Origin of the sequence: Thiocystis violacea (assembly GCF_016583565.1) — a bacterium.
Classification (GTDB): domain Bacteria; phylum Pseudomonadota; class Gammaproteobacteria; order Chromatiales; family Chromatiaceae; genus Thiorhodococcus; species Thiorhodococcus violaceus_A.
Genome location: NZ_NRRF01000006.1, coordinates 25337 through 51400 on the forward strand (window position 1 = coordinate 25337; position 26064 = coordinate 51400).

Below are 26064 nucleotides of genomic sequence, written 5' to 3' on the forward strand. Positions count from 1 at the left end.
GGGTGTGACCACAACTGATATCGAGCGTCGCGGTTGGGCCGAGGGACGAGACCCAGCGAAAGGGCGCATGTTGGGCGTCCTCACGTCGGCCCGCCAGACAGAAGCTGGGCCGACGCGCGTCACTCCTGGTCACGCGCGACGATCCACAGCTGCCTGCAGGGGACAGCGGTGCATCCCTTGGTGTATTTTTGTGCGGGCTCGGGCGCGGACCCAGAATCAACCGGCAGCCATAGGCGCTTCTCGGGAGCCCCGGCACCGAAAGACCCGATGCGCTGGATGGACAGGACTGGCAGGATCGGCATGCTCGACAATGGGACTCCTGAGGAATCCGGCGCATCCTGCTGAACATCACTGGCCGCTCCTCAACGGCTTCCTGGAGCGCACCTGAAGAACGCAACCAGCAAGAATTCAACCAAAAATGATCCAGCGAGCATGACAGAGCAACGCAAACTCGGCGCGCAGCAGGCCGTCCTCTCGAGCGGACAGGCGGAGAAGATCGTGGCGCTGGGCCGCGCGGTGATCGAGACCGAGGCCGAGGCCGTCGCGGCACTCGCCCGGCGCATGGACCAGTCCTTCGTCGAGGCCTGCCGCTATCTGCTCGCCTGCGAGGGTCGCATCGTGGTGCTCGGCATGGGCAAGTCCGGCCACATCGGCGGCAAGATCGCCGCAACGCTCGCCAGCACCGGCAGCCCGGCCTTTTTCGTCCACCCCGGCGAGGCCAGCCACGGCGACCTCGGCATGATCACACCACGCGATGTCGTGCTGGCCATCTCCAATTCGGGCGAAACCGACGAGCTGCTCACCATCCTACCCATCCTCAAGCGGCTCGGTGTGCCCATGGTCACCATGACCGGCCGGCGCGCCTCGACCCTCGCCCAGGAGGCGGACGTCAACCTCGACATCAGCGTCGAGACCGAGGCCTGCCCCTTGGGGCTGGCGCCCACGTCCAGCACGACGGCCGCGTTGGCGATGGGGGACGCCCTGGCGATCGCACTGCTCGAGAGCCGCGGCTTCACCGCCGAGGACTTCGCCCGCTCGCACCCGGCGGGCAGCCTCGGACGACGCCTGCTGCTGCATGTCGGGGACATCATGCACCGCGGCGAGCGCCTGCCCAAGGTCACCCTCGGCACCAGCCTACTGGATACCCTCGAGGAGATGTCCCGCACCGGCCTCGGCATGAGCGCCGTGCTCGACGCCGAGGGCAGGCTCGTCGGCATCTTCACCGATGGCGACCTGAGACGCGCCCTCGATCGCGGGATCGATGTGCGCGAGACCCGCATCGACGCCGTCATGACAGCGCATTGCACCACGCTCGAGGCCGATGCGCTGGCCGTCGAGGCAGTCAGGATCATGGAGTCCAGGTCGATCAATGGGCTGCTGGTCCTCGACCGTGAACGCCGCCTGATCGGCGCCTTGAACATGCACGACTTACTCAGAGCCGGCGTCGTCTGACCACGATTCAAAAACCTGGGGAGCGTCCAGATGCAAGACATTCGCGAGCGTGCCGCGCGCATTCGGCTGGTGATCTTCGATGTCGACGGGGTCCTGACGGACGGCAGCCTCTTCCTCGGTGACGACGGACAGGAGTACAAGGCGTTCAACTCGCGCGACGGGCACGGCATGGTGATGCTCCAGGAGAGCGGCGTGCGTCTGGCCGTGATCACGGGGCGCACCTCGAACGTGGTACAGATGCGGATGGAGAGTCTCGGCATCTCGGACGTCTATCAGGGCTACCGGCACAAGCTCCCGGCCTATGAGGAGATCAAGGGGCGTCTCGCGCTCGCTGACACGGACATCGCCTATGTCGGCGACGACGTCGTCGACCTGCCCATCATGCGGCACGTCGGGTTGGCCATCGCCGTCGCCGACGCCCACCCGGCCGTCAAGCAGCACGCGCACTGGTCGACGCTGGCACTCGGCGGTCGGGGTGCGGCGCGCGAGGTCTGCGAGCTGATCCTCGACGCCCAGGGCACACTGGACGCAATGATGGCCCGCTACACATGATGGCCCACGACAGATGACACGCTATGCACATCCGCTGGACGGGCCATGGTGGTCTGGACGCCAGCTGCTGCTGGGCATCCTGCTGGCTGCCATCGGCGCCGCCGCCTGGTGGCTGCTCCAAACCAGCGACGAGGGCGCCTCCAAGCAGCCGCGTCAGCGCCTGCCCGATTATGTCGTCAAGGATTTCTCGGCCGTCGAAACGGATGCCACCGGCCAGCCAAGCCGACGACTGATCGCTCAGCAGCTGCGGCACTACGTGAAGGAAGACCTCTCCGAGCTGGATCAGCCGCGCATGGAACTCTACGAAGCGGAAGGGCAACCCTGGCACGCGCGCGCCCGGTCCGGCACCGTCTTCGCCGGCGGCGATCAGGTCCGTCTGATCGGCAACGTCGAGCTCGACCGCGCCGGCGATGCCACCTCCCGCCCCGCGCACCTGGAGACCGAGCAGATCGACATCTGGCGCGAGCAAGGCATTGCCGAAACGGATCTGCCAGTGCGCATCCGCAGCGACGGCGACACCCTCAAGGCGAACGGCATGCGGCTCTGGTACAACGAGCCGACCCGCTCGACCTTCCACGGTCGCGCGCGCATCCGACTCGCCCCCGAACAGGAGACCCCGCCTTGAAGCCATGCGCAGTGCAAAGAGGGTTGCGCCTGCCACTCAGGCTTCGCGCTCAAACCTCGATCTTGCTCGGCTGCCTCGCCTTGTCTGGTTGGACGTCCGCCTGGGCGCTCAAGGACGACGCCAAACAACCGGTCTTGATCGAAGCCGATGACGTCGAGGTCCGCGAGAGCGACAGCACCAGCGTCTATGTCGGCAATGTGCAGGTCGATCAGGGCAGCATGCGCCTGCTGGCGGACCATGTGACCGTCTACCACCGCAAGGACCGCCAGCCGCGATTGATCATCGCGCTTGGCAAGCCGGCCAAATACAAGCAACTGCTCGATGACAAGCAGGGCGAGGTGCAGGCATTCGCCAAGCGGATGGAGTATGACGCCGACAAGGACGAGCTGACCCTGATCGGCGATGGTCTCCTGATCCAGGGCAGCGACCGGCTGTCCGGGGAGCGCATCGTCTACGACCGCGCCAAGGCCCAGTTCCGCGCCGGAGGCTCGGGACGAGTCAAAATCACCATCACCCCCGAAAAGCAATGACGGTCTCACAGCCAAGGTGCCGCGCGTGACCACACTGCGCGCCGAGCACTTGCAGAAGCATTACCGCCGCCGCCAGGTCCTGCAGGGCGTGAGCCTCGAAGTGGACGCGGGCGAGGTGGTGGGGCTGCTGGGTCCGAACGGGGCCGGCAAGACCACCTGCTTCTATCTCATCGTCGGACTCATCCCCGCCGACCAAGGCCGCATCCTGCTCAACGGACAGGACGTCACACGGCTGCCCATGCATGCAAGGGCGCGCTCCGGGCTCAGCTACCTCGCCCAGGAGCCCTCGGTGTTCCGCAAGCTCAGCACCCGCGAGAACATCATGGCGATCCTGGAAACCCGCAAGGCACTCAAGCGCGCGGAGCGCGAGCAACGCTGCGAGCGACTGCTCGAGGAGCTGGGCATCGCCCATGTCGCCGACTCCCTCGCCCTGAGCCTCTCCGGCGGTGAACGCCGCCGTCTGGAAATCGCCCGCGCGCTTGCCGTTGACCCCGCCGTCATGCTGCTCGACGAGCCCTTCGCCGGCGTCGACCCCATTGCGGTCGGAGACATCAAGTCGATCGTCTCGCATCTGCGGGATCGCCGCATCGGTGTGCTCATCACGGATCACAATGTCCGCGAAACCCTCGACATCTGCGACCGCGGTTACATCATCAGCGCGGGAACGGTGATAGCCTCGGGTGAGCCTGCAACGCTGCTTGCCGACCAACAGGTCCGAGAGGTGTACTTGGGCGCGGACTTTTCGATGTAGCCAGCGCCGGACAGAGTCGAGTAGGCTCGACGGGTGCCGACCCACCCAAGCCCCCGAAGCCAAGCGACGAACAACCGTCGGCGCGCGGCGAAATGGGCTAGAATCACGTCAGGCACTGTTATTGCTTTAACCCTTCCCGAACGGTACAGATACAGACGCCAACGCGATCGATGAAGCAATCCATCCAGCTTCGCCTCAGCCAGCACCTCACCATGACGCCCCAGTTGCAGCAGGCGATCAAGCTGCTGCAACTGTCGACGCTCGAACTCCAACAGGAGATCCAGGAGGCGCTCGAGACCAACCTCATGCTCGAGGAAGGTGACGAGGCCGATCGCTTCAACGCCGCCGACGACCTGGACATGCGGCTCCCGCAGCCGGAGAAGGCCGAGACCACACAGGCCGAGCAGGACCTCAAAGTCGACCGCGAAGTCCGTGGCGAGTCCAACGAGATGCCGGAGGAGCTTGCGGTGGACACGCAATGGGCGGATGTCTACGACAGCTACCTGCCGACCACCTCGCACGGGACGGACGACGGCTCCGACTTCGACCCCTTCGCTCAGCAGAGCCGCCCGCAGACGCTCCAGGACCACCTCGCCTGGCAGCTCAACCTCAGCCGACTGAGCGAACGCGACTTCATGATCGCTCAGGCCGTGATCGATGCCATCGACGCGGGCGGCTACTTGCGCAGCGATGTCGATGAGCTGCTTGCCACCATCGACAACGCACAGATCAGCCGCGAGGAGGTCGCGACCCAGATCCATCGTGTCCAGTCGCTCGACCCATCCGGCGTCGGCGCCCGCACGATTCAGGAATGCCTGCTCATTCAGCTGCGTCAGCTGCCCACCGCCACACCCAGCAGAGATCAAGCCATCGCCATCTGCGCCGACGGCTTCGAGCACCTGCCCAGGGGCGACATCAACGCCCTGGTGCGCCAGCTGAAGCTGTCCGAAGAGGAGATCGCCGCCGCGCTGGAGCTGATCCGCAGCCTCAACCCCAGGCCCGGCAGCTTGATCGAAGACGCGCCACCGGAGTACGTTGTTCCGGACATCTTCGTGCGCAGGCGAGAGGGGCGCTGGCACGTCGAGCTGAACGCGGAATCGACACCCAAGCTGCGCGTGAATGCGGACTACGCGCGATTGATTCGCCGTTCCGACCAGAGCGCGGACAGCAGCACGCTCAAGAGTCATCTGCAGGAGGCGCGCTGGTTCATCAAGAGCTTGGCCAGCCGCAACGACACCGTGCTGCGAGTGGGCTCGAAGATCGTCGAAATGCAGCAGGACTTCTTCGAGCATGGCGATGAGGGCATGCGGCCCATGGTGCTGCGTGACATCGCCGAGGCGCTGGAGCTGCACGAATCGACCGTCTCACGCGTGACCACGCAGAAATACATGCACACCCCGCGCGGCACCTTCGAGTTCAAATATTTCTTTTCTTCCCACGTCAATACAGCATCTGGCGGCGAGTGCTCATCCACAGCCATTCGTGCCCTGATCCGCAAACTGATCGCTGGCGAGTCGACAAAAAAGCCGCTCAGCGACAGCAAGATTGCCCAAGAACTGGGTAATCAGGGTATAAATGTGGCGCGGCGAACAGTCGCCAAATACCGCGAGGCAATGGGTATCCCACCCTCGAACGAGCGCAAACGCCTGGCTTGACAGGCCGTTTGAACCTTTGAAGGAGTCACATGATGCAGATCAACCTGACGGGTCACCACATCGACGTCACCGATGCACTGAAGACATACGTCGACAGTAAATTCGAGCGTCTCGCACGGCATTTCGACCACGTCATCAACGCCCATGTCGTTCTCAGCGTCGAGAAGCTCGCGCAGAAGGCAGAGGCAACGCTCCACATCAATGGGGGCAAGGTATTTGCCGACTCCGTCCATGAGGACATGTACGCGGCCATCGACGGCCTGATCGACAAGCTGGACCGGCAGGTTCTCCGCTACAAGGAGAAGAAGAGCAGCCATCGCAGCGGCCCGACGAAGATCCTAGAGGCCGAGGAGTGACCGCGAGCGCGCCTTCAGGCTGAAAGCGGCGTATCCTTAACGGGTGATCGCAGCACCCCGAACGGGGCAGACCGACCGTTCGGGGTGTTTTGCATTGAGACGCCGACAGACGGACACAATAAGCATCGGGATACGGCAACCACCCCGATACGGCAACCACCTCGGGTAGCGCGCAGGACTCGGCGGCCCCTTGCGCAATGGCACGGGGAATGCCGGACCAATCGCGTAGACACGCAAGAGCAGACACCTATGAGCGGAAATCGATACTCTGCACCGGCTTGGGAGAGCAGCACCCCGAGCGATGGACGTTGGTGGGCGCGCTAGTGCCTAGGAGTCGGCCCCATGTTCAGCCCTGACCTCATCAGTGAAGCCCGCATCGGCTGCGGCATGGAGATCGCCAGCAAGAAACGGCTGCTCGAGACACTGGCCGAGCTGCTGGCGAGCGAGCACCCGCGCTTGCAGACCGAGATCGTCTTCGAGCGCCTGCTCGAGCGCGAACGTCTCGGCAGCACCGGGCTCGGACATGGCATTGCGCTGCCCCATGCTCGGCTGAAGGACATCACGGAGGTCCTCGGCGCCTTCGTGCAGACCGTCCAGGGCGTCGACTACGATGCCACCGACGGCGAGCCGGTCGACCTCGCCTTCGCGCTGCTGGTCCCCGAGGCCGCCAACGAGGAGCACCTGCACCTGCTCGCCCATCTCGCCAGCCTCTTCAGCGACACCCAAGTTCGCGCACGCCTGCGTGAGGCGAGCACGGCCGCCGAGCTGCTGCAGGTGCTCAACAACCAATGATACGCAAGACCCGGTCGGCGCTCAGAGGCCCATTCGGCGCTCAGCACCACGCGGGCTAAGCGCCTCGGACCTGCGTCATGATCGACAGCCTCCAATCCGTCGTCGACCAGACCGGGCCGCAGCTCAAGCTGCGCTGGCTGACGGCAGTGCCAGCGCGCGAGCTGCCGTTGCGCGGGGACGCCCCCGAGCAAGCCCAGCACTCCCTCATCGGGTCGCTGAACTGCATCCACCCGAATCGTCTCCAGGTCATCGGCCGCCCTGAGCAGCTCTACCTCAAGACCCTGGGCAGCACCGCCTACGGCGAGACCATCAACAAGCTCTTCGCGGACCGCCCCGCGGCGGTCATCTTCACCGACGGCATCGAGCCCGACGCCGATATCCGCGAGCGGGCCGCGCATGCGCAAACGCCGCTACTCGGCTCCTCGCTGGGCGATCAAGATCTGATCAACCACCTGCGCTACTTCCTGACGCACGCGCTGGCCGAGCGCAAGACGCTGCACGGCGTCTTCATCGAGGTGCTGGGCATGGGCGTCCTCTTGATCGGGGATCCCGCGGTCGGCAAGAGCGAACTCGCGCTGGACCTCATCACCCGAGGCCATCGCATCATCGCCGACGACGCCCCCAGATTCGCGCGCATCGCGCCAGAGGTGGTCGAAGGCACCTGCCCGGAGACGCTCCGCGACTTCCTGGAGGTCCGCGGCCTGGGCATCCTCAATATCCGCGCCATGTTTGGCGAGGGCGCAGTCATGCGTAACAAGACGCTCAATCTGATCATCGATCTCCAGCCGCTGGATCACCAGCAGCTCGCCTGCATCGACCGGCTCAGCGGGAGCCTCTCGGTGATGAACGTCCTGGGTTTGGCCGTGCCCAAGATCACCATGCCGGTCGCGCCCGGCCGCAACCTGGCGATCCTGGTAGAGGCCGCCGTCAGACACCAAATCCTCAGAATCCGAGGCTATGATGCGGGGGTCGATTTCATCGACCGTCAAGCACGCGCCATCGGCCAGGACCGACCGGATCCACCCGGCACCCGGCGTTAAGGACGCGCGCCTCGGCACCACGGCCGACATCTCTCAGCCTCACACACAGCACGCGCCATGAAACTGGTCATCCTCAGCGGCCTGTCCGGGTCTGGAAAGAGCATCGCTCTGCATACGCTCGAAGACCTGGGCTTCTACTGCATCGACAATCTGCCGATCTTCCTGCTCGAAGACCTCGTCCAGGGACTCGACAAGGCACTCGATGAAGCCTTTGCCAACACGGCCGTCGGGGTCGACGCCCGCAGCAACCCGGATGCACTCCAGCGCCTGCCGGAGTTGGTGCGCTCCGCACAGTCCAGCGGCATCGACTGCCAGATGCTCTTCCTCGAAACGGATACGGATACGCTGATCCGCCGCTTCAGCGAGACGCGGCGCAAACACCCGCTGACGCGGGGAGACCGCTCGTTGCGCGAGGCAATCGCACTCGAACAGACGCTGCTCGAACCGATTCGGCGCAGTGCGGACGTCTTGATCGACACCACCCAGACCAATGTCCATGAGCTGCGCGACCGGGTGCGCGGCTGGCTGGTCGGCAGCACCTCGCCCAAGGTCTCCATTCTGCTCAAGTCATTCGGCTTCAAGCACGGCGTTCCGCAAGACGTCGACTTCGTCTTCGATGTCCGCTGCCTACCCAACCCCCACTGGCAACCCGAGCTGCGGGTGCTGTCCGGACTCGATCCTCAGGTGGCGCAGTTCCTGGAAGCCAGCCCGGCGGTCCTCTCCATGCGCGATGACCTGACGCGCTTCTTCGAGCGTTGGATCCCGCTCTTCGAGACGGACGGCCGCAGCTACCTGACGATCGCGATCGGCTGCACCGGCGGGCAACACCGCTCGGTCTACATGACGGAGGCGCTCAGCCGGCATTTCGAGGCGCTCGGCCACAAGGTCATGGTGCGCCATCGGGAGCTCTCATGAGCGTCGGGATTCTGCTGCTCACGCATCGGCCGCTTGCGGGCGACCTCTTGCGCATCGCGAGCGACATCCTCGGCGGCCGGCCCAGCGCGGTCGAGATCCTTGAAGTCATCAACGACACACCCTGCGAGCGCGTGCTCGCCGATGCCCGGCGTCTGGCCGACGGCCTGGACGCCGGCGACGGGGTGCTGGTGCTCACCGACCTCTATGGCGCAACCCCCGCCAACATCGCGCTTGCGCTCTGCGAGTGCCATCCCCGCATTCGCGCGCTCGCCGGGGTGAATGTGCCGATGCTGCTGAAGGCACTCAACTACGCCAACCTCGATCTGAACGCAGTCGTCGACAAGGCCCTGCAGGGAGGACGCGACGGCGTGCGTCTCTGCGCGCCGCCCGAGTAGCGGTCGGCGCTCGATCCGGTCATGCGATTCGATCCGGCACGCTACTCGATCAGGCACGCCAATTGATTAGGCACTAGGCTTATACCCATCAGGATGTCACGCGGGATGATTCGGAAAGACTTCGAGATTTGCAACAAGCTCGGGCTGCATGCGCGTGCGGCAGCAAAACTGGTGCAGTGTGCGACAGGCTTCGAAAGCCAGATCGACATCGCGCGACGCGGCCAAAGCGTCAACTGCAAGAGCATCATGGGCGTCATGATGCTGGCGGCCAGCAAGGGCACGACGGTGACGGTCGAAGCGCAGGGCAACGACGAGGAGGCGGCCATCATGGCGATCGAGACACTGATTCGCGAACGCTTCGGAGAGCCCGAGTGACACTGGCCTTCCAAGGGATCGGCATCGCGCCCGCCTGCTCGATCGCCCTGGGTCCAGCCTTCATCGATGCCCGCGGACGCGTCGGCGCCGCGCACTCCAGTATCAGCTCCGAGCAAGTCCCCGCGGAGATCGCGCGTTTCGATCTCGCCGTCACCGCGGCGCGACGCGCCTTGCAGAGGGTGCGCGCCCAGATCCCGCGCAACACCCCAGTCAAGGTCGCCGAATTCATCGACGCCCATCTCCTGATGCTCGAGGACGCCGCCCTGGTCGATGAGGTCCGGCGCATCGTCGCCGACGAGCGCTGCAACGCCGAATGGGCCTTACAGATCCATGGCGACACCCTGGTCGAGGTGTTCGAGCAGATGGACGACCCCTATCTGCGCACCCGCCGCGACGACATCGAGCATGTGGTCCACCAGATCCAGACCCATCTGCGCGACGACGCCCCGCACACCCGCCTGGAGGAGCAGGACCTCCAGGGCGTCGTGGTGGTCGCCCGGGATCTGACGCCGGCGGATGCCATTCTGCTGAAACATCGCGGCGCCGCCGCCTTCGTGACCGAGTTCGGCGGCCCCATGTCGCACACGGCGATTCTCGCGCGCAGCCTGGGTGTGCCCGCCGTCATGGGCATTCACGAGATCACGCGCTATCTGCGCTCGGGCGAGCCCCTGGTGGTGGATGGCGAAACCGGCACCGTCCTCGCCAAGGCCGACGAGTCGACCCTGGAGTACTATCGCCAACGACTGCGCGCCATCGAGGCCCGCCAGCGCCGACTACGGGACATCGTCGACCAACCGGCCAAGACGCGCAACGGCGTCCTCATCAGCCTTCAGGCCAATCTCGAGCTGCCGGAGGACGTCGACATCGCGCGCGCCAACGGCATCTCCGGAGTCGGTCTCTATCGCACGGAATTCCTCTACATGAATCGCAAGGATCTGCCCGACGAGGCGGAGCACTTGGCGACCTATGCCGCCCTGGTGGCGGATCTCGACGGCATTCCGCTTACCATCCGCACCCTGGATCTCGGCATCGACAAACGCGCCGACGGCCTCTCCGCCTGCGGGTCGGGCGCCTGCAATCCAGCCCTGGGGCTGCGCGCCCTCAGGCTCTGCCTCAAAGAGCCGGCGCTCTTCCGACCACAGCTGCGGGCCATCCTGCGCGCCGCCGCACTCGGACCAGTGCGCTTGATGCTGCCCCTGGTCACCAACGTCCAGGAGATCGACACCGTGCTCGCCTTGCTCGCCGAGCTCAAGCGCGAGCTACATGCACAGGGCCTGGCCTACGACGACGACCTGCCCGTCGGCGCCATGATCGAAGTCCCCGCGGCAGCGCTCGCCGCCCGAGCCATCGCGCGGCGGGTGGACTTCCTTTCCATCGGCACCAACGATCTGGCGCAGTACACGCTGGCGGTGGATCGGCTGGACGATTCGGTCAACTACCTCTTCGACCCCATCCATCCAGCCATCCTCAGATTGATCCGCATGATCATCGACGCCGGAAACGGTGCCGGCATCGCCGTCAGCATGTGCGGCGAAATGGCTGGCGACACCCGCTTCACGCGCCTGCTGCTAGGCATGGGGCTGCGTGAATTCAGCATGCAGCCCGGCGCCATCCTCGACGTCAAAGAGATCCTCCTGCAGGTCGACACCGAGGATCTGCAGCGGCGCACCGCCCGACTCTTCACCCACCTCGACGACACCCATCCCGCCCGCCTGCTCGACACCTTGAATCAGGACTGAGACCGCTCGGAACAGCGCCCCAGCTGTTAGCATAGAGGCACGGCTCTACCCAGACGCCGTCGACCACCCGCGACCCTCAGACAAGGTGATCATGACTGCCCCTGCCGCCAGCAATCCGGAAACCACGCGTCTCGAAGACCTGCACGACGTCCTCGAGCAGGGCGCCATGCGCAAGGCCGCCCGCATGCTCAATGCCCTGCAGACGGCCGAGATCGCGCACTTGCTGGAGTCGCTGCCACCCAAGAAGCGCGAGCTGGTCTGGAATCTGGTCGATTCGGAGTACGACGGCGAGGTTCTGACCTATCTGCACGACGACGTCCGCGAGCACCTGATCGAGCTCATGGACACCGGCGAGCTGGTCGCGGCCGTCGGCAACCTCGATACCGACGACCTGGCCGACATCATTCAGGATCTGCCGGTCGCCATCACGCATGAGGTCGTCAAATCGCTCGATCAGCAGCGCCGCGACCGCCTCGAAAAGGCCCTGTCCTACCCGGAGGACAGCGCCGGCGGCCTCATGAACACGGATACGGTCACGGTGCGCCCAGAGATGACCCTGGACGTGGTGATGCGCTACCTGCGCCGACTCAAGGACGGGCTGCCGGACATCACCGATAATCTCATCGTGGTGAACCGAAAGGGTCACTATCTGGGGGTGCTCTACCTGACGGATCTGCTGACGCATGACCCTGACGACTCGGTCGCCGAGGCCATGACGCTGGACGTCCAGGCCATCCCGGCCACCTGGAGCGCGCGCGAGGTCTCGACCCGATTCGAGCAGCACGACCTGGTGACCGTGCCCGTGGTCGATGAAGACGGCAATCTGCTGGGCCGCATCACGGTCGACGACGTCATGGACGTGATTCGCGAGGAAGCCGACCACCAGTTCCTCGGTCAAGCCGGTCTGTCCGAAACCGATGACATGTTTGCGCCCGTGCTGTTGAGTGCCCGCCGGCGGGCGCTCTGGCTCGGGGTCAATCTGCTCACCGCCTTTCTGGCGGCCTGGGTCATCGGGCAGTTCGAGGCGACCATCCAACAGGTGGTGGCGCTGGCGGTCCTCATGCCCGTCGTCGCCAGCATGGGGGGCATCGCCGGGACACAGACGCTGACCCTGACCATCCGGGGCCTCGCCCTGGGTCAGCTGACGTTCGCGAACACGCGCTGGCTGCTGTTCAAGGAGATGGCCGTGGCGGCGATCAATAGCGTCATCTGGGCACTGGTCGTCGCCCTGATCGCCGAGCTCTGGTTCCACGACACGCGGATCGCCATGGTCATCGCCGCCGCCATCAGCATCAACCTGCTGGCCGCCGCCTTTGCCGGCGCCCTGCTCCCCCTGCTGTTGGAGCGTCTGGGGATCGACCCGGCCCTGGCGGGCGGGGTCATCCTGACCACGGTCACCGACGTCGTCGGCTTCCTCGCCTTCCTCGGGCTCGCAACCATCTTCCTGCTCTGATGCCGCTGGCCTTCAGCGGCGCCATTCGGCGAGTCGTTCCATACAGATCCGGTTCATGCTCTCGGCGCGCTCCGGGGTGGCGGCCTCGGTGTAGGCACGCAGCTCAGGGGCATTCCCGGAAGGTCGCAGGTGCGCGATCTCGCCGCTTGCAAAGGTCATCCTCAAGCCATCGGTCGCGTCGATCGCCGCAACCGCTCCGAAATCCGCGGCGAAGAGACTCTCGATCGCCGCCTTGTCCCGCTCGACATCACCGCTGTTGATCTCGGCGAGACGCGCCTGGCTGATGTGCGATGGAAAATCCTTGAGGCGATCGCTATAGGTGTAGCGCCGCGGCAGATCGCCAGCGAGGGCGGAGACCACTTTGCCTTGTCGCGCCGATGCCAGGAGGATGGTGACGGCGACCAAAACGGCATCCCGCGTCGGCAAGGCGGCAAGGCGGCGCCCATCCTGTTCGAGGTCCGTCCCCAAGAGGAAGCCACCATTGGCCTCGTAACCCACGACGGGCGCAAGCCCTTCGGCCATCAGCGCCTGCATCCCCTCGATGACGAAAGGCGAGCCGATCCGGGTCCGTTTCACACGCTCGAAGCCGCCGCACTTCTCGACCGCCGTATTACTGCTCACCGGCGTCACCACAGCGCGCGCCCCGAGCTGGCGCGCACAGAGCACCCCGGCGATATCCCCCCGCAGCCAGGTCCCGGTCTCATCACCCACGAGCGGCCGATCGCCGTCACCATCCGCGGACACCAGGGCGTCGAACTGGCCATCCGCCGCCCACTCCCGCGCCAGCGCGACGTCCTCCGGACGGATCGCCTCGGTATCCACGGGCATGAAGACGTCCGAGCGACCCAGGCAGGTCACCTCGGCACCCAAGCCGGCCAGCACGTCGCGATAGGCCTCCCGCGCCACACTCGAATGCTCGTAAACACCAACGCGTCGTCCAACCAGACAGCCCGCCGGGAAGAAATCCAGATAGCGGGCAACGTAGCTGACGTAGGCCCTGTCGTCAGGCGCGGGTAGAGCGGACGACTGGTCGGTCAGAAAGCCCCCGTCCGCGTCGAAGAGGCCGGACGGCTGCGTCACGCACTGCGCCCGAATGCCCTCCTCGTCTCGCTTGAGAATCTCGCCCGTCGGCAGATTGAACTTGATGCCATTGCGATCGTCCGGGATATGGCTGCCGGTCACCATGAGGGTCGGAACGCTCCGCGCGATGCCAAAGGCAGCCAACGCGGGGCTTGGGATAAACCCAGCATTGACCGGGGAGCAGCCCATGTCGAGCACCGCGCGCGCGCAGGCGGTCATGATCCGCGGCGAGCTGGGGCGCAGATCCCCGGCGATCCCAACGTCCTGCCCGGCGGACAGCACCCCGAGATCGCGCAGATACCCCAGGAAACCAGAGGTATAGGCGTAGCAGACCCAGTCCGTCATCTCCACCGCCAAGCCGCGCGCACCGCTGGTGCCGAACGTGACACCACTCTTGGTCATCAGATCGCCAATTTGCATCTCTATCCTCGTCGGGGTTTGCGGGTGCCCTCAGCACGCCTTGCCAGGGCTGATTCTAGCTCAGCCGAAAGCTGATCCCCATCGCCGAAAAGACGCCGGTCAGGGTCGGGCGGAACTCGCCGACGCGATCGGCGGATGGGCGCAACCGGGCTTCGGCTGTAAACTCAGCAGCCCAGGTGCGCACAGACAGGCGGCACCAGGATCCCAGCACGACCCAGTCGACACCAGCACTTCGCGATTTCAACCATCGAGACGATCAAGAGGAGTGACGATGCCCAGCAAGCAACCCGTTCGAACCCTGGCTTCAAGCGCTGTCCTGGCCTTGGCGATGACGCCCGCGCTCTGGCTGAGCACCGCGTCCGCCGCGGAAGAGGTCCCCAGCGAGACAGCTACCCAGACACCCCAGACCCCGGCGGCACAGCCGGCCGAGGCGACGCCCGAGCCATCCAAGGCCGAAGTCGCGCGCGCCAGGGCCGAACAACGTCGAGCCGAGATGGACGCGGAGCGCGAGAAGCGCTACGCGGAGTTGCGCGCAAGCGCCGCACAGCTCGGTGTGGAGTTACCCGAAACACCGCCCTGGCAAGTCGCCGAGTCCTCGATGCCCGCCATGCCAACGCCGCCGGACATGCCCGCGGGCTATGGACGGCCTTCACCCGAGGAGCGCAAGGCCATGCGGCAACAGCGCGAGGCCATGCGCGCGGAGCGCTGGCAGCGGATGCAGGACGAGGCTAGTGAGCGCGGCATGGACATGCCGCAGACGCCGCCCTGGGCCGACGCCCAGAAGCGTCACCAAGACATGGCGGAGCGCTTCGAGGCCTATCGCAAGACGATCGAGCAGATGACCGACGAGCAGCGTGAAGCGGCGCGCGCCGTCTTCGGGCGGCACCCGCACGCGAAACCGCGGCCGCGCATGCCGCAGGCAGGCTACGGCTACCCAAGCAGGAAGCATCCCTGCCAGGACGATGCCTACGACATGCCCTACCCGCCCATGATGCCGTACTACCAAGAGGCGCCCGGCTACGACCAAGGCCCACCCCCGCCGCCCGCCAAGCGACAAGGGGACTAAGGTCCAGACGGCACGGGATCCGGGCCCGGCTGGCGCCGAGCCTGGATCCTGTGCGTGGTCTTGCGGTCATCCCCGTCCGTATCCCGCCCTCTGTCCAAAGCGCCGATGCCCGCGACAGGGGTGGGATCGAGCATCAGGACGAGCCGGGGTCGAGCCCACTCCAAGGCGTCCGCGCTTGAGCAGACTCGACCTCGAGCCATTGATCCAGCATCGCCTGAACGGACTCGACACCCAGACGCTCCGAGGCGGAAAAGAGCGCGACGCTGACCTTGTCGTCATCGCCCTTGATCATGCGCTCGACGGACAGCTGCGCCGCGCGGGCGGCACCGCGCTTGAGCTTGTCCGCCTTGGTCAACAGAAGCAACACGGAGAGATCGCTGCTCCGTCCCCAGGTGAGCATCTGACGGTCGTAGTCAGTCAAGGGATGGCGGATATCCATCACGATCACGAGACCGGCGAGCGAGGATCGATGCTCGAGATAGCGTGACAGCTCTTGCTGCCATTTTGCCTTGACCGACACCGCGACCTTGGCGTAGCCGTAGCCGGGCAGATCGACCAGCCGACGCCGCTCATCCAGCTCGAAGAAAATCAGCTGTTGCGTGCGCCCGGGTGTCTTGCTGGTACGGGCCAGGGAGTTTTGATGACAGATCGCATTGATCGCACTGGATTTGCCCGCATTCGAGCGACCCGCGAAGGCGACCTCGCGCCCAGTATCGTCCGGGCATTGCTCTACCTTGGCCGCGGCCGTCAGGAAGTGAGCACGCTGATAGAAGGGATTCATCTCAGCCCACTGCCCCGGCCAGTTCACGCCGCCAATGACCAGAACGCCCACCGGCCTTTTCAAGGAGCCGCATCCCCGTCATCTCCATGCCGCGATCGATCGCCTTGCACATATCGTAGATGGTCAGAAGACTGAGCTGGACGGCACAGAGCGCCTCCATTTCGACGCCCGTCTGCCCCTGCGTCTCGACCGTCGCGCGGCAATAGACGGCAGGCGCCTCTGGGCGGGTCTCCAGGTCGATCGCAACCCTGGTCAGACTCAGAGGATGACAGAGCGGGATCAGATCCGAGGTGCGCTTGGCACCCATGATGCCCGCGATGCGGGCGATCCCGAGCACGTCACCCTTCTTGTGCCCGCCCTGCTCGATCAAGGCGAGCGTCGCGGCAGCCATGCGGATCCAGCCCTCGGCCACGGCGCGCCGCCGCGTCACCGCCTTGTCGCCCACATCCACCATGTGGGCCTCGCCGCTCTCGGTGAAGTGGGTGAGCGGCATTAGAAGGCCGGCTTCTCCGGTGCGTCCTCGAACATCTTGACGCTCTCCATGATCTCCTGGCACGCCTCTTCGCGGCCGCCCCAACCACCGACACGCACCCACTTGCCCTCGTCGAGATCCTTGTAATGCTCGAAGAAGTGCGCGATCTGATCGAGCAAGTGCTGCGGCATATCGCGGAAGCTTTCGACATTGCGAAAGCCTTTGTAAAGGGTGTCGATGGGGAGCGCGAGGATCTTGGCGTCGTCGCCGGACTCATCGGTCATCTTGAGCACGCCGATCGGGCGGCACTTGATGACGGAGCCGGAGATGAGCGAATAAGGGGTCACCACCAAGACATCCACGGGGTCGCCGTCGGAGGAGAGGGTATGGGGCACATAGCCGTAATTGCAGGGATAATGCATGGCGGTGGACATGAAGCGATCGACGAACATGGCGCCGGTCGCCTTGTCCATCTCGTACTTCACCGGCTCGGCATGCGCCGGAATCTCGATGATGACGTTCAGGACATGGGGAACGTTATCGCCCCGGGAAACCTTGGATAAATCCATTGGGATGGCCTCTATTGGGTTGGAAAAGGGTCGCCGCATGGGACTCGCCCGACACCTTGAGCGCGCCCGACATAACGAAAAAAGGCCCTGGCGGGCCGCTGGCGATGGTTATCTCCCAATTGTATTCCAAGTTGCCCTTGGAAATCTTAATCCTTCGGATATGGCCACCAGCGATCGGACCACGCAGTGATCATGGCCGCGCGCCGACGCCTCCATCACGGCGCGCTCAACGAGCGACGACAGGGTCGTCAGCACCAGGCTTGAGAGAGCGAGTGCCTGCTGAAGGCTCAGTGCGCGGATCAGCGCATCGACGGCCGACCGGCCATGCGCGCTGGACCTCGCCCAGGATGAGGCGGACCCAGTGACGATTGCAGCCACTGCCTCGCTGGATCTGGGTGCCGATCAGCGCACATGATCGATGGTCATCCACCAGCGCCTGTCATCGGACGCGGAGACCGCGACAGAAGGAAAGGCCGGGCGCGTCAGGCGCGCCCGGCCATGGTCGCGCCCCCCTTTTAGACCTCGAAGGGCTCCAGCTTGCGCTCGACCGGCGCGTTCTTGAGGGTGACGTACTTGGGTAGACCGCGCTCGAAAGGCGGATAGTCCTCGCCCTGAATCAAGGGGATCAGGTACTCCTTGCACACCGGCGTAATACCGAAGCCATCGGCGGTGATGAACTCGCGCGGCATGAACTTCTCCACATTGGCGACCGCGGACAGAGGCGCCTCACCGACCTCCCACGCATAGGGATCATTGCTGGTGCGCCTGACCGCCGGCATGACGGCATTGTGACCGGCCAAGGCAAACTCGACACCGGCCCGCCCCATGGCATAGGCCTGCTCGACATCGGTCTTCGAGGCCAGATGACGCGCCGCGCGTTGGAGATAATCGGCCACGGCCCAGTGGAATTTGTAGCCGGTCGCCTCCTTGATCATATTCGCGACCACGGGCGCGGCACCGCCGAGCTGGGCGTGACCGAAGGCGTCGCGCGTCCCTTGCTCGGCGAGGAAGCGACCATCCGGATACTTCGCACCCTCGGAGACGACGATGGTGCAGAAATCGAACCGCGCGACCTTTTCCTTGACCCCCGCGATGAAGCGCTCCTGATCGAACTCGATCTCCGGAAAGAGGATCATGACCGGGATGTTGTGATCCTCGATGAGACCGCCAGCGGCGGCGATCCAGCCGGCATGCCGACCCATGACCTCCAGCACGAAGATCTTGGTCGAGGTGCGTGACATGGAGCGCACGTCGAAGGATGCCTCCAGCGCGGAGGTGGCGATGTACTTGGCAACCGAGCCGAAACCGGGGCAGTTGTCGGTGATGGGCAGGTCATTGTCGACGGTCTTGGGGACGTGGATCGCCTGGACCGGATAACCGAGCGCCTCGGAAAGCTGCGAGACCTTGTAGCAGGTGTCGGCCGAATCGCCACCGCCGTTGTAGAAGAAGTAGCCGATGTCATGCGCCTTGAAGACCTCGATCAGGCGCTCGTACTCGCGCCGGTTGGCCTCCAGGCTCTTGAGCTTGTAGCGGCAGGAACCGAAGGCGCCGGAGGGGGTGTAGCGCAGGGCCGCGATGGCCTCGTCGGACTCCTGACTGGTATCGATCAGATCCTCGGTCAGTGCGCCGATGATGCCGTTGCGACCGGCGTAGACATTGGCGATCTGATCGGTGTGGCGCCGGGCGGTCTCGATCACGCCGCAGGCCGAGGCATTGATGACCGCCGTGACACCGCCGGATTGGGCATAGAAGGCATTTTTTGCTGACATGGTCGTCCTCGCTGGATCAGGGTTCTAGCTGGCTGGAGAGGCCGGCAACTCGGCGTCAACGACGCTGGCTCGGCAGATCTCCGCGCGCTTCGGCCGCGAAATCCGCTTGCACCTGCAGCACCGCGACGGTGCACTCTGCAAGGTCGTCATACTGATCGATGCCGGTCCCCATTTGTGTGTAGGGCTTGTAGAAGAATTGGCAGCGGTAGGCGCGGTCGCCCACCTTGAGGATGACGAAATTGCAGCCGTCCTCCGCCTGCCAGACGATGACCGGGCAGTTGGTGAGCTCGCGATCCGAGGCATGGAGACGAATCTCCGCATCGGCGAGCTGGATCTCGACCTCCCGCCCATCGCGCTCGCGCAGGGTGGTGCGCAGGATCCACTGCTCAGTCTCAGTGATGTCTGGGATGCTCGCCATGTCGATGGATGGATTGCGGTGGAGTCATCGCCAGTGCGTCGAGCGTCTCGACCGACGTGCGCCCAGCCTGCTGAGACGTACGTCCACGCAGGCCGGCCGCAAGACTAACCAAAAGCGCAGCGGGGTCCAAATCGAAAATACCCGTGCATGGATGCAACCGATTGATCGGCGCCCAGGAGCCTAGACAGCGGCAAGCGGCGGCAAACCGCCGCCCATGCCCAGCGCCCGCTCCATGAAGAGCTGTTTGAGCGGCTCGATGCGGTCCGTCGCCCGCAGACCCAGGCTGCGGATGGTCGAGAGGGCGGGATCGTCATTGCTGAACAGCCGATTGAAGGCGTCCATGGCGGCCAGCATGAGCATGTTGTCGCCACGCCGCGCCCGCTCGTAGTGCCTCAAGGCCCAGAGTCCGCCGATGTCGCGCCCCTGCGCGATCGCCAGCTCCAGCGCCGCGACCAGCGCCGCGGCATCCAAAAACCCAAGATTGACGCCCTGCCCAGCCAGCGGATGGATGGCGTGGGCCGCATCTCCGATGAGCGCGAGACCCGGCTGCACATAGTGCTTGGCATGCTGAAGACGCAGCGGCAAGGCGGCGCGGGGGCCGTCGACCACGAGCCGCCCGAGACGCGCCTCGAAGGCATCGGTCAGCGCATTCGAGAAGTCCTGGTCGTCCATCGCCATCAGCTCGGTCGCGCGCTCATCACAGGCCGACCAGACGATGGAGCAACGCCCATCGGCTAGGGGCAGGAGGGCGAGCGGACCTGTGGACAAGAACCGCTGCCAGGCGGTCTCCTGGTGCCAATCGGCCGGTTTCACATTGGCGACGATGGCACGCTGGCCGTAGTCCCAGCCCTCGGTCTCGATGCCGGCCAACGCCCGCACCAGCGAGTCGCGACCATCGGCGCCGACCAACAAGCGCGCTTCGATGGACCGCCCGTCCGTGAAGAGCAGACGGGAGGGCACGCGATCTCGGCCACCGGCTGCGGCATGCTCGATATCCGAGATGGCGCCGGGGCAGAAGCGCGTCACGTCCGGGAGCTGTTCGAGCGCCTCCCAGAGGGCGAGCTGAATGGCGCGATTCTCGACGATGTGCCCCAGGTCGCCCTCGCCGACCGAGGCGCTGTCGAAGTCGATGTGCCCGCCCCCCACGGCATCCCACACGTGCATGCGACGGTAAGGGCTGCATCCGAGCGCCCGAATGCGTGACCAGACGCCGAGCCGCTCCAGGATGCGCTGACTGGCGCGACTCAAGGCTGAGACGCGCAGATCGATCTCACCCGCGGGCCAGCTGCGCGCCGGCTCGCGAGCCTCGATCACGGCGATATTGAGCCCCTTGCCGGCAAGCGCTAGCGCAAAGGCCGCGCCAACCATCCCGCCACCGACCACGACGACATCGAAGCACTGCAGGTTCTCAGACATGACGAGTCTCCAACGCGAGTCCTCGAGCGAGGCGTGGCAGCCGGCCTCCGAGCCCCATGAAACGCTCGGCGAGCCGGTGGCGCGCCGCCGGAACGAGATCCAGCCCCAGCATTCCCAAATTGCGGGCCAGGCGCACGGGCAACCAGGGGACGACGAAGAGACGAGCAAGCCCGTCCGTCAGTCTGGCCGTTCCGACCTGATCGTGCAGACGCCACTGACGGTAGTCGGCCAGGGCGCCAGGGCTGCCGATGTCAGCGCCACCAGCGGCGGCATCGACCACGACCTCGGCCAGGGCCGCGACGTCCCGCAGCCCTAGATTGAAGCCCTGGCCTGCAACCGGATGCAGCGTATGGGCTGCATTCCCAATGAGCACCAGGCGCTCCTGCACGGAGTCGCGCGTCAGCAGGAGCTTGAGCGGATAAGCGTGGCGCGGGGCGACCTGTCCGAGGCGACCGAGCCGGTAGCCGAAGCGGGCCTGCAGGCGATCGAGGAAGTCCTCGTCCGACAGAGCCAGCAGCTGCGCCGTGTCCGCCTCACGACAGGTCCAGACGACCGAGTAACGACCGCCTGTCATCGGCAGCATGGCCAGGGGCCCTGACTCGGTGAAGCGCTCGAAGGCCAGACCACGCAGTGGCCGGTCCGGCGTCAGGGTGGTGATGATGGCGTCGTGACCATAGGCGCGCTCCTCGGTCTTGAGATCCAGGTGACGGCGCACGGCGGAATCGCCGCCGTCCGCGGCGACCAGCAGCCGCGCACTCAGATGCCGGGTCTTGCCCTCGGCGCGCACCTCAAGATCCACGCCATTGGCGCGGACCTGATGGCTCAGGAGCTGCGCCGGACAGAACACCTCAAGGTTGGGCGCGTACTTGAGCGCCGAATGGATGGCCTGCCCCATCGCGCGGGCCGGCGTGACATAGCCGAGCGCCGGGGCGCCCTCTTCGGCGTGATGCAGGCTGGTGAAACCGCAATGCCCGCGATCAGAGACGCGGACCTCAAGAATCGGCTCGGCCTCGGGCTCCATCGCCGGCCACACGCCGATGGCTTCGAAGATACGCCGACTCCCGAGAGAGAGGGCGATGACGCGCTCGTCATAGCTCGGCTGTCCATCCGAGCGCAGCGGGGCAGCCTCGATCAGGGCAACCCTCAGCGAGGTACCGCTCAAGGCAGAGGCCAGGCTGCCACCGACGAGGCCGCCACCGACAATCACGAGGTCATAGTCATACATCTCAGCGCTCGCTTGGTGTCAGTCCATCTCAGTGGTCGTCGATCGGGAAGAGGGTCCAGCGCAACCGAGGGATCAGGCCGCCATCAACGCCTCGATCGCGTCCGGGTGTTTGGGAACCGCCGCGGAAAGGATCTCGTGCCCATCCTTGGTGATGAGCACATCGTCTTCGATCCGGATGCCGATACCCCGATACGCCTCGGGCACCTCATCCGTGCTTGGCATGTAGAGGCCCGGCTCGACGGTCAGCACCATGCCAGGCGCCAGTACGCGCCATTGCTGCTCGCGTTTGTAGGCACCGACATCATGAACGTCCATGCCCAGCCAATGACCCGTGCGGTGCATGTAATAGGGTTTGTAAGCCTCTTCTTCGATGAGCTTGCCGATCTTGCCCTTGAGGATACCGAGACCGACGAGCCCCTTCGTCAGGGTCCGCACGGCCGCCTCATGGGGCTCGTTCCAGTGCATGCCCGGCCGCGCCTTCTTGATCGCGGCGAGCTGGGCCTTGAGGACCAGCTCGTAGAGCGTCCGCTGAGGCGCCGTGAAACGGCCGTTGACGGGGAAGGTCCGCGTGATGTCGGAGGCATAGCCATCCAGCTCGCAGCCGGCATCGATGAGCACCAGGTTACCCTCGGCGAGCCGATCGGCGTTCTCGATGTAGTGCAGGACGCAAGCGTTTCTGCCACCGCCGACGATCGAGGGATAGGCCAAGTCGCGCGCGCCCTGGGTCGCGCAGGCATGCTGGAACTCGGCCTCCAGATCGGACTCACGCATGCCCGGCCGGCACAGCTGCATCAACCGGCAATGGGCATCGGCGGAGATCTGCGCGGCGCGGCGCATAATGTCCGCCTCCGCCTTGCTCTTGTGCAGGCGCTGCTCGTGCAGCACCGAGTCGAGGGCAATGAAGGTGTCCGGCGCGGCGGCGCCGGTGCGCACCTTGGCGCGCACCTGATTGACCCAGCCCATGACACAGGCATCCAGCGCGGGATCGGACCCAATGGGAAAATAGACCCGCTTGCGCCCCTCGATCAGGCTCGGCATAACCTCGTCGAGCTCGCTCAACGGAAAGGCTTGATCGGCGCCCAGCTCGGTCGTGACGCCCTCAACGCCGAGACGCGACCCGTCCCACTGCTCGCGCTCATCGTCTCGGGGACGGCAGAAGAGGACGAATTCGCCCTCCTCACGCTTGGGCGCCACCACCGCGAAGGCATCGGGCTCCATGAAGCCGGTGAGGTAGCTGAAATCGCTGTCTTGACGGAACGGATAGTGGACGTCGCGGTTGCGGATCCGCTCCCGGGCCGCGGGCAGGACGGCGATGCCGCCGTCGCCGATGGCCTTTCCCAGTGCGCGACGCCGCCGCTTGTACTCGGCGCGGGTCATGGTGTCCCGCCCTCGCGATGCGAGCCTGGCCGCTCGGCGTCGATCAGGAGGGCGGCCACACGGACGAATTCGGTCACTTCCATCAAGGCCTGCTCGTTGTCTTCGGTCTCTTCGAGGTCGTCGAGGTCCATGCGCGTCAAGGCCGCGAAATCCCGATAGACCTCGACACCTTCCGCGGATAGGTCCCGCTCCGAAATCTTCAAGACCCCCATGGCGTAGAGGAAGCCACGGACCCAGTCGTAGACCGCGGTCGCGCGCTGGAGCAAGGACGCGGGCTCGTTCGGCTGAAACACCTGGATGTTCGCATCCTGGCCACGGAGCGCCTGCGCGAGCGGGGCGGCATAGCTGCGCAAGGCATCGCGCGCCTCGCGCAGAGAGTCCTCGTTCGCATCGACCATCGGCAGAACCTGGTCCAGCCAGACGGAGATCGGATCCCCCCCGCCGCCGCAGAGAAAGCCATAGAGCATGCCCTGAGCCTCCGCGATGGACGGATTCAGAGGGCTGGCGTCGAGCAAGACACCGAGCTGGGCGTCATCGATGTCCGTGTGAGCTTCCACGATCGGATACAGGTGCGGCAGAGATTGGATTCCGCTGGATCATAGCACGGACTCCTGGCCGATTGACCGCTCACCAAGCCCCTTCTATAGTGCGCAGAATTTCAACGGAGTCGTGGACTTTGGCCAACTTTGACCTCGACCAACTTGAGCTTCAGGTAAACGCCTTGCTCCGCCTCAACCATAAGCTCCGAGAGGAGAACGCCTCGTTACGGGTGCGTCAGGAGTCTCTGGTTGCGGAGCGAAGTGAATTGATCGAAAAGACCGAGCAGGCGCGAAGTCGCGTTGAAGCCATGCTGTCCCGGTTGCGCGCAATGGAGGAGAATCTGTGATCGAAGAGCCGTTGCAAGTCAGCATCAGAATACTCGAGAAAGAATACCGGATCGCCTGCGCGTATCACGAGCAAGACGACCTTCGGGCATCGGCGCGCCTTCTCGACAGCCGCATGAGAGAGATTCGCCAGACCGGCCGCGTCATCGGCACGGACCGCATCGCCGTGATGGCGGCCCTCAACATCGCTCACGACCTCATACAGCTACAGCGCTCGCGCGCTGGCGACGAGGATCCCGGCAAGCGCCTACGTCAGCTGCAAGAGCGCATCAACTCCGCCCTGGCCGGTGATCGCGAGGAGACCTTCGATCCTGCCGCGTCCGACGCGCCCTATGAGGCTGACGATTCGGAGACGGAGATCACACCGCCTCACCTAGACGCACCGGACGAAAGAGTATAGCCTGTACCTTAAGACACCCCCTGCAGTGCTCGATAGCGGCCTGGGTATTTTCTTGAGCCTAATCGCTGCCCTGGGGACATGAAAGCGAAGCTGTTGAGCATGTCCGTCACCGAGCGGAAAGCCTGAAGCGGCGCCGACCGTTCCCACTTGAACCTATCGGTTCAAGAACAAAGGTCTGCAACGGCATAGACGGGGGGTGTCCCCATTCCCCTCATGCCCGCACCACGCACCCTAAGACCCGACCTGCGAACCCGCAGACGCGCCATTACGGCATCCCAGCAACGTCGTCATGCCCTCGCCGTCGCAGCACGCGTGCGCGGCAAGCGATTCTTTCTCGGGGCCTCCCGGCTCGCCTTCTACTGGCCGACAGACGGAGAGCTCGATCCACGCCCGCTCATGCACATCGCCCTCTCGGCGGGCAAGGCCTGCTATCTTCCGATCCTGAACCCCATTCGCATCCCGCCCTTTCGCAACACGCTCTGGTTCGCGCGATTTCGGCCAAACGATCGGCTGCGTCCCAACCGGCTCGGGATCCAGGAACCGACCTCCCCCCTGCGCCTGCGCACCCGAGCACGGCGGCTCGACCTCATCCTGGTACCGCTCGTCGGCTTCGACGCGGATTGCCATCGCATCGGGATGGGGGGCGGATTCTACGACCGCACCCTCGGCCCCACAAGGAAGCGCAGCCGACGACACCACCCGCGCCTCATCGGCATCGCCCACGAGTGCCAGCGGCTCGCAGCCATCGCCCCCAATCCCTGGGACGTCCAGCTCGACGCCGTCGTCAGCGAATCCGGGATCTACAGCAGACCACCTCTCGACATCGCCGAACCAGGGCTCTGATATGATCTCAAGCCGACAGACACAGACAACGGAGGACAGATCATGAATCAAGACGCCCTAAAGAAACAGGCGGCGGAAGCAGCCCTCGACTACGTGGAAGGCGGCGTGATCGGGGTCGGCACCGGCTCGACGGTCAATCACTTCATCGACGCCCTCGCGTCGATCAAGGGCCGCATCGAGGGCGCGGTTTCCAGCTCCGAGGCATCGACCCAACGCCTGAAGCAGCATGGGATTCCGGTGCTCGATCTGAATTCGGCGGGCGAGCTATCGATCTATGTCGATGGCGCCGACGAATCCAATGAGCAACTGCAGCTCATCAAGGGCGGCGGCGGCGCCTTGACGCGAGAGAAGATCGTCGCCGCCGCCAGCCAGACATTCGTCTGCATCGCCGACGAAAGCAAACTCGTGAAGGTGCTTGGCAAGTTTCCATTGCCCGTCGAAGTCATCCCCATGGCACGCAGCTATGTGGCGCGCGAGCTCGTGTGCCTAGGCGGCACACCAGTCTGGCGAGACGGCTTTGTGACCGACAACGGCAATGTCATTCTGGATGTTCACGGCCTGGAGATCATGGAACCCAGCCAGCTCGAGCAACAGATCAACAATATCGCCGGCGTCGTCACCGTGGGCATCTTCGCGCTGCGCCCCGCCGACGTACTGATTCTTGGCGCCGCCGAAGGACCCAAAACCCTGAAGTCCAGTTAGCGCCAGCCAACC

29 protein-coding genes and 1 other RNA gene are annotated in these 26064 nt (G+C 65.0%); 20 read left to right on the forward strand and 10 right to left on the reverse strand.

The genetic code is table 11. The features are described 5' to 3' along the window. The first annotated feature begins 432 nt into the window (after nt 1-432). From CKO23_RS03920 to mgtE, 14 genes are all read left to right on the forward strand, one after another. Entirely contained in the window at nt 433-1452 is a 1020-nt protein-coding gene (locus CKO23_RS03920) for a KpsF/GutQ family sugar-phosphate isomerase (RefSeq protein WP_200328454.1), read from the forward strand. A gap of 30 nt (nt 1453-1482) precedes the next feature. Further along, complete coding sequence (gene kdsC, locus CKO23_RS03925) at nt 1483-2004, forward strand: 3-deoxy-manno-octulosonate-8-phosphatase KdsC (RefSeq protein ID WP_200328455.1); 522 nt, start codon at nt 1483-1485, stop codon at nt 2002-2004. 13 nt (nt 2005-2017) lie between these two features. Next, nucleotides 2018-2629, forward strand: coding sequence for an LPS export ABC transporter periplasmic protein LptC (lptC, locus tag CKO23_RS03930; RefSeq protein ID WP_200328456.1), 612 nt, complete (start codon nt 2018-2020; stop codon nt 2627-2629). 59 nt (nt 2630-2688) lie between these two features. Further along, a complete protein-coding gene (lptA, locus tag CKO23_RS03935) occupies nt 2689-3159 on the forward strand; it encodes a lipopolysaccharide transport periplasmic protein LptA (protein ID WP_346014563.1) in 471 nt (156 codons plus the stop codon). Between the two features lie 25 nt (nt 3160-3184). Further along, nucleotides 3185-3910 (forward strand): LPS export ABC transporter ATP-binding protein, encoded by a 726-nt coding sequence (gene lptB / locus CKO23_RS03940; RefSeq protein ID WP_200328457.1) that lies wholly within the window; start codon nt 3185-3187, stop codon nt 3908-3910. 170 nt (nt 3911-4080) lie between these two features. Further along, nucleotides 4081-5565, forward strand: coding sequence for an RNA polymerase factor sigma-54 (locus CKO23_RS03945; RefSeq protein ID WP_200328458.1), 1485 nt, complete (start codon nt 4081-4083; stop codon nt 5563-5565). Between the two features lie 32 nt (nt 5566-5597). Then, the gene (gene hpf, locus CKO23_RS03950) at nt 5598-5921 is read left to right on the forward strand and encodes a ribosome hibernation-promoting factor, HPF/YfiA family (protein ID WP_200328459.1); all 324 of its coding nucleotides are present in this window, start codon (nt 5598-5600) and stop codon (nt 5919-5921) included. A gap of 342 nt (nt 5922-6263) precedes the next feature. Beyond that, a complete protein-coding gene (locus CKO23_RS03955; RefSeq protein WP_200328460.1) occupies nt 6264-6713 on the forward strand; it encodes a PTS sugar transporter subunit IIA in 450 nt (149 codons plus the stop codon). Between the two features lie 77 nt (nt 6714-6790). Next, entirely contained in the window at nt 6791-7753 is a 963-nt protein-coding gene (gene hprK, locus CKO23_RS03960; protein ID WP_200328461.1) for an HPr(Ser) kinase/phosphatase, read from the forward strand. Between the two features lie 57 nt (nt 7754-7810). After that, a complete protein-coding gene (rapZ, locus tag CKO23_RS03965) occupies nt 7811-8668 on the forward strand; it encodes an RNase adapter RapZ (RefSeq protein ID WP_200328462.1) in 858 nt (285 codons plus the stop codon). Continuing rightward, on the forward strand, nt 8665-9063 hold the full coding sequence (locus CKO23_RS03970) for a PTS sugar transporter subunit IIA (protein ID WP_200328463.1): 399 nt from the start codon (nt 8665-8667) through the stop codon (nt 9061-9063). The genes rapZ and CKO23_RS03970 overlap by 4 nt, the downstream gene beginning before the upstream one ends. Before the next feature lie 105 nt (nt 9064-9168). Then, nucleotides 9169-9438, forward strand: coding sequence for an HPr family phosphocarrier protein (locus CKO23_RS03975; protein ID WP_200328464.1), 270 nt, complete (start codon nt 9169-9171; stop codon nt 9436-9438). Further along, a complete protein-coding gene (gene ptsP, locus CKO23_RS03980) occupies nt 9435-11177 on the forward strand; it encodes a phosphoenolpyruvate--protein phosphotransferase (RefSeq protein ID WP_200328465.1) in 1743 nt (580 codons plus the stop codon). Before CKO23_RS03975 ends, ptsP begins: the two co-directional genes overlap by 4 nt. Nucleotides 11178-11268: 91 nt before the next feature. Then, nucleotides 11269-12630: a magnesium transporter gene (gene mgtE / locus CKO23_RS03985; RefSeq protein ID WP_200328466.1), complete on the forward strand. Its 1362-nt coding sequence runs from the start codon at nt 11269-11271 to the stop codon at nt 12628-12630. A gap of 12 nt (nt 12631-12642) precedes the next feature. On the opposite strand, the gene CKO23_RS03990 is transcribed toward mgtE, so the two are convergent. After that, nucleotides 12643-14130 carry a phosphomannomutase gene (locus CKO23_RS03990; protein WP_200328467.1) on the reverse strand — a complete coding sequence of 496 codons (1488 nt, stop codon included), beginning with the start codon at nt 14128-14130 and terminating at the stop codon, nt 12643-12645. Between the two features lie 271 nt (nt 14131-14401). On the opposite strand from CKO23_RS03990, the gene CKO23_RS03995 reads away from it, so the two are divergent. Next, a complete protein-coding gene (locus CKO23_RS03995) occupies nt 14402-15196 on the forward strand; it encodes a hypothetical protein (RefSeq protein WP_200328468.1) in 795 nt (264 codons plus the stop codon). A gap of 133 nt (nt 15197-15329) precedes the next feature. Here the strand turns inward: CKO23_RS03995 and yihA are convergent, their stop codons facing one another. From yihA to CKO23_RS04040, 9 genes are all read right to left on the reverse strand, one after another. Beyond that, a complete protein-coding gene (gene yihA, locus CKO23_RS04000; protein WP_200328469.1) occupies nt 15330-15977 on the reverse strand; it encodes a ribosome biogenesis GTP-binding protein YihA/YsxC in 648 nt (215 codons plus the stop codon). Between the two features lies 1 nt (nt 15978). After that, nucleotides 15979-16470, reverse strand: a complete 492-nt coding sequence (gene moaC, locus CKO23_RS04005) for a cyclic pyranopterin monophosphate synthase MoaC (protein WP_200328470.1) — start codon at nt 16468-16470, stop codon at nt 15979-15981. Continuing rightward, nucleotides 16470-17018 carry an inorganic diphosphatase gene (ppa, locus tag CKO23_RS04010; protein WP_200328471.1) on the reverse strand — a complete coding sequence of 183 codons (549 nt, stop codon included), beginning with the start codon at nt 17016-17018 and terminating at the stop codon, nt 16470-16472. Before ppa ends, moaC begins: the two co-directional genes overlap by 1 nt. A gap of 515 nt (nt 17019-17533) precedes the next feature. Next, complete coding sequence (locus tag CKO23_RS04015; protein ID WP_200328472.1) at nt 17534-18787, reverse strand: 6-phosphofructokinase; 1254 nt, start codon at nt 18785-18787, stop codon at nt 17534-17536. A gap of 55 nt (nt 18788-18842) precedes the next feature. Further along, nucleotides 18843-19205 carry a hypothetical protein gene (locus tag CKO23_RS04020; protein ID WP_200328473.1) on the reverse strand — a complete coding sequence of 121 codons (363 nt, stop codon included), beginning with the start codon at nt 19203-19205 and terminating at the stop codon, nt 18843-18845. A 180-nt stretch (nt 19206-19385) separates the two neighbouring features. After that, a complete protein-coding gene (locus CKO23_RS04025) occupies nt 19386-20621 on the reverse strand; it encodes a UbiH/UbiF/VisC/COQ6 family ubiquinone biosynthesis hydroxylase (RefSeq protein WP_200328474.1) in 1236 nt (411 codons plus the stop codon). Continuing rightward, on the reverse strand, nt 20614-21846 hold the full coding sequence (gene ubiH / locus CKO23_RS04030) for a 2-octaprenyl-6-methoxyphenyl hydroxylase (protein WP_200328475.1): 1233 nt from the start codon (nt 21844-21846) through the stop codon (nt 20614-20616). Before ubiH ends, CKO23_RS04025 begins: the two co-directional genes overlap by 8 nt. Nucleotides 21847-21918: 72 nt before the next feature. After that, nucleotides 21919-23223 carry a Xaa-Pro aminopeptidase gene (gene pepP / locus CKO23_RS04035; protein ID WP_200328476.1) on the reverse strand — a complete coding sequence of 435 codons (1305 nt, stop codon included), beginning with the start codon at nt 23221-23223 and terminating at the stop codon, nt 21919-21921. Continuing rightward, a complete protein-coding gene (locus CKO23_RS04040; RefSeq protein ID WP_346014559.1) occupies nt 23220-23780 on the reverse strand; it encodes a UPF0149 family protein in 561 nt (186 codons plus the stop codon). Before CKO23_RS04040 ends, pepP begins: the two co-directional genes overlap by 4 nt. A gap of 119 nt (nt 23781-23899) precedes the next feature. Here CKO23_RS04040 and CKO23_RS04045 point away from each other — a divergent pair, with 119 nt between their 5' ends. The 5 genes from CKO23_RS04045 to rpiA all read left to right on the forward strand — a co-directional run bounded on the left by CKO23_RS04045 (nt 23900) and on the right by rpiA (nt 26052). After that, on the forward strand, nt 23900-24109 hold the full coding sequence (locus CKO23_RS04045; RefSeq protein WP_200328477.1) for a TIGR02449 family protein: 210 nt from the start codon (nt 23900-23902) through the stop codon (nt 24107-24109). Beyond that, nucleotides 24106-24507, forward strand: a complete 402-nt coding sequence (locus CKO23_RS04050; protein WP_200328478.1) for a cell division protein ZapA — start codon at nt 24106-24108, stop codon at nt 24505-24507. Before CKO23_RS04045 ends, CKO23_RS04050 begins: the two co-directional genes overlap by 4 nt. 14 nt (nt 24508-24521) lie before the next feature. Beyond that, nucleotides 24522-24707, forward strand: a non-coding RNA gene (gene ssrS / locus CKO23_RS04055) — 6S RNA. Nucleotides 24708-24720: 13 nt separating this feature from the next. Further along, nucleotides 24721-25350, forward strand: coding sequence for a 5-formyltetrahydrofolate cyclo-ligase (locus tag CKO23_RS04060; RefSeq protein ID WP_200328479.1), 630 nt, complete (start codon nt 24721-24723; stop codon nt 25348-25350). A gap of 42 nt (nt 25351-25392) precedes the next feature. After that, nucleotides 25393-26052, forward strand: a complete 660-nt coding sequence (rpiA, locus tag CKO23_RS04065) for a ribose-5-phosphate isomerase RpiA (RefSeq protein ID WP_200328480.1) — start codon at nt 25393-25395, stop codon at nt 26050-26052. Nucleotides 26053-26064: the final 12 nt, after the last annotated feature.

Coding starts and splice junctions, on each gene's coding strand:
- CKO23_RS03920 (WP_200328454.1), top strand. CDS start 433: ATGACAGAGCAACGCAAACTCGGCGCGCAGCAGGCCGTCCTCTCGAGC.
- kdsC (WP_200328455.1), top strand. CDS start 1,483: ATGCAAGACATTCGCGAGCGTGCCGCGCGCATTCGGCTGGTGATCTTC.
- lptC (WP_200328456.1), top strand. CDS start 2,018: ATGACACGCTATGCACATCCGCTGGACGGGCCATGGTGGTCTGGACGC.
- CKO23_RS03945 (WP_200328458.1), top strand. CDS start 4,081: ATGAAGCAATCCATCCAGCTTCGCCTCAGCCAGCACCTCACCATGACG.
- hpf (WP_200328459.1), top strand. CDS start 5,598: ATGCAGATCAACCTGACGGGTCACCACATCGACGTCACCGATGCACTG.
- CKO23_RS03955 (WP_200328460.1), top strand. CDS start 6,264: ATGTTCAGCCCTGACCTCATCAGTGAAGCCCGCATCGGCTGCGGCATG.
- hprK (WP_200328461.1), top strand. CDS start 6,791: ATGATCGACAGCCTCCAATCCGTCGTCGACCAGACCGGGCCGCAGCTC.
- rapZ (WP_200328462.1), top strand. CDS start 7,811: ATGAAACTGGTCATCCTCAGCGGCCTGTCCGGGTCTGGAAAGAGCATC.
- CKO23_RS03970 (WP_200328463.1), top strand. CDS start 8,665: ATGAGCGTCGGGATTCTGCTGCTCACGCATCGGCCGCTTGCGGGCGAC.
- CKO23_RS03975 (WP_200328464.1), top strand. CDS start 9,169: ATGATTCGGAAAGACTTCGAGATTTGCAACAAGCTCGGGCTGCATGCG.
- mgtE (WP_200328466.1), top strand. CDS start 11,269: ATGACTGCCCCTGCCGCCAGCAATCCGGAAACCACGCGTCTCGAAGAC.
- CKO23_RS03990 (WP_200328467.1), bottom strand. CDS start 14,130: ATGCAAATTGGCGATCTGATGACCAAGAGTGGTGTCACGTTCGGCACC.
- CKO23_RS03995 (WP_200328468.1), top strand. CDS start 14,402: ATGCCCAGCAAGCAACCCGTTCGAACCCTGGCTTCAAGCGCTGTCCTG.
- yihA (WP_200328469.1), bottom strand. CDS start 15,977: ATGAATCCCTTCTATCAGCGTGCTCACTTCCTGACGGCCGCGGCCAAG.
- moaC (WP_200328470.1), bottom strand. CDS start 16,470: ATGCCGCTCACCCACTTCACCGAGAGCGGCGAGGCCCACATGGTGGAT.
- ppa (WP_200328471.1), bottom strand. CDS start 17,018: ATGGATTTATCCAAGGTTTCCCGGGGCGATAACGTTCCCCATGTCCTG.
- CKO23_RS04015 (WP_200328472.1), bottom strand. CDS start 18,787: ATGTCAGCAAAAAATGCCTTCTATGCCCAATCCGGCGGTGTCACGGCG.
- CKO23_RS04020 (WP_200328473.1), bottom strand. CDS start 19,205: ATGGCGAGCATCCCAGACATCACTGAGACTGAGCAGTGGATCCTGCGC.
- CKO23_RS04025 (WP_200328474.1), bottom strand. CDS start 20,621: ATGTCTGAGAACCTGCAGTGCTTCGATGTCGTCGTGGTCGGTGGCGGG.
- ubiH (WP_200328475.1), bottom strand. CDS start 21,846: ATGTATGACTATGACCTCGTGATTGTCGGTGGCGGCCTCGTCGGTGGC.
- pepP (WP_200328476.1), bottom strand. CDS start 23,223: ATGACCCGCGCCGAGTACAAGCGGCGGCGTCGCGCACTGGGAAAGGCC.
- CKO23_RS04060 (WP_200328479.1), top strand. CDS start 24,721: ATGCCCGCACCACGCACCCTAAGACCCGACCTGCGAACCCGCAGACGC.
- rpiA (WP_200328480.1), top strand. CDS start 25,393: ATGAATCAAGACGCCCTAAAGAAACAGGCGGCGGAAGCAGCCCTCGAC.